Annotated in this window: 3 protein-coding genes and 3 pseudogenes; all 6 read right to left on the bottom strand. The window is 40.0% G+C overall.

Annotation, left to right across the window (positions count from 1 at the left end):
• Positions 1–78 (bottom strand): annotated as a pseudogene (locus BHE89_RS26150) (KilA-N domain-containing protein); the annotation flags it as partial.
• Positions 79–95: 17 nt separating this feature from the next.
• Positions 96–483 (bottom strand): annotated as a pseudogene (locus BHE89_RS16235) (RusA family crossover junction endodeoxyribonuclease).
• 62 nt (positions 484–545) lie between these two features.
• Entirely contained in the window at positions 546–722 is a 177-nt protein-coding gene (locus tag BHE89_RS16230) for a Lar family restriction alleviation protein (protein ID WP_109402815.1), read from the bottom strand.
• A gap of 2 nt (positions 723–724) precedes the next feature.
• A complete protein-coding gene (locus BHE89_RS16225; RefSeq protein WP_069369143.1) occupies positions 725–1,105 on the bottom strand; it encodes a hypothetical protein in 381 nt (126 codons plus the stop codon).
• Entirely contained in the window at positions 1,102–1,497 is a 396-nt protein-coding gene (locus tag BHE89_RS16220) for a hypothetical protein (protein ID WP_069369144.1), read from the bottom strand. Before BHE89_RS16220 ends, BHE89_RS16225 begins: the two co-directional genes overlap by 4 nt.
• Positions 1,494–1,728, bottom strand: a pseudogene (locus BHE89_RS16215) (phage N-6-adenine-methyltransferase); the annotation flags it as partial. The pseudogene BHE89_RS16215 and the gene BHE89_RS16220, both read right to left, overlap by 4 nt.

Genomic DNA, 1,728 nt, shown 5'->3' with positions numbered 1-1,728 from the left:
ATGTAAATCATTTAAACAATAACGACCGGCTACATCTCTACGAACCTGAAAACCATCAATAACAATTAATCCATTCATGCTATTTCTCTCCACTTTTACTCGTGACCGTACATCACGTTTTTACTATGCTGACGAATGGTTATTTCAAGCTTCCCACCTTTAATAACGTCCATCCATTCAACATCCATTTTTTTTAATCTGCTTATCATCCACCCATACACCGGCATGAGTAAGGGCATCAAAAGGTGCTTTTAAGAAATTATCAATATCTCTAGCCTGCTTAGTTGGTGGGTATAATTTCACTGAAACAAACACGTCACTCTCAATAGCCTTAGGTCTACGCTTTAATTGTTCATAGACTGATGCAATAGCATTTGATCTAAAGACCCGCCCTTTGGCACTGACTAAGGTTCCTCTCTTTGTGTTTCGCCAATAGGTGTTCACGCTAGGTGGAAATGGTAGTGTTAGGGTTAATTCAGGCATAAGTACCCCACAATCCAATAGCCAGCATGAGAACAAACCAAAAACCTATAAACAGCGCGTATTTAGTTAGCATCGTTTACACTCCTTTTATCCCAAGCCTTCAATGCACCATCAGCGTCATTAGCAATAGGGCCTCTTGCTCCACATTTCTGACAGCGAGTGAATGTATTGATCATCACCTGCATGACTTCTAATTTATTAGAGTTACAAAACGGGCAGTGTTTATTGCTATTTTTCATAATCAAATATCTAGGCTAATCTGCCCGCCTCCATTGAGAGCTATTAAATGATTTCCTTTTTTAGATCTAAACTTTGCGTAATGTGCTTGGCGATATATTTTGACCTGCTCAACTTCGTGAAAAATATAATTACGTCCAAACCATGCTTCCTGATGCTCACAAATGGGGCAATAATCAACAGAATCAAAACCACCTCTACTTCCTTTGTGCCAATGAATATTGCCGTGAAAAGTTGAGCAATTAACACACATAGGAGCGTCACATGTGTAAGCAGACGAAAACTTAGACAATAACCCCTTATCATCTCTCTCACCTATGTAACAAATGACTCCATCACACAATAATTCAGCTTCACCTCCACAAAACATGCACTTTCTACTCATAAGTGATTACCTCTTACAGCTCTCACTAATGAGTCATACGGCTCGGTTGGCAATTTACCCATGAGTGCAAAATTAGAAGTAGCGTGTTTTACCCATATGATTGTTGGTATTCCTCGCTTTTTAGCTTTCTGAGTATTTAGCTTTTCGAGGTAGACAGATTCTCCTGACTTACGCTCCTCTATCATTGCGTTGTAAACTCTTTTAGCCTCATTCGTCACTTGATAGTAAAGCGGGTACTTTTCACTAACTCTGGTTAATGCACCGAGACTATGAAGATGAGCAAGTGCGCGAGATGCACCACCTAAAGTGGTTTCTAAATCACGAGTAACAATATCGCGATCTACGACTTCACCAACTTTGTATAACGCTAAGATTTGCTCTGTGATTTTCATGCAACACCTCTCGATACAAGCCACTTCGCTTGCTCAACAAATGTTTTACCGATTTGCTCTAACTCACTGCGTTGAATGTAATCAATGGCTTTACCATTCCACGTTTTATCAAACACCACGATAGCACCAGCAAAAAAATGCCCCTGTTGGTACTTGGTTTTCATCTGCAGGAACAAACCATTGTGGAACATCAAAACCGACACGACCGCGAATAAAACAAATATGGTCCGC

This window comes from Shigella sp. FC1967 (assembly GCF_001743005.1).
Taxonomy (GTDB): Bacteria; Pseudomonadota; Gammaproteobacteria; order Enterobacterales; family Enterobacteriaceae; genus Proteus.
This window is presented reverse-complemented; position numbering and strand designations above follow the sequence as displayed.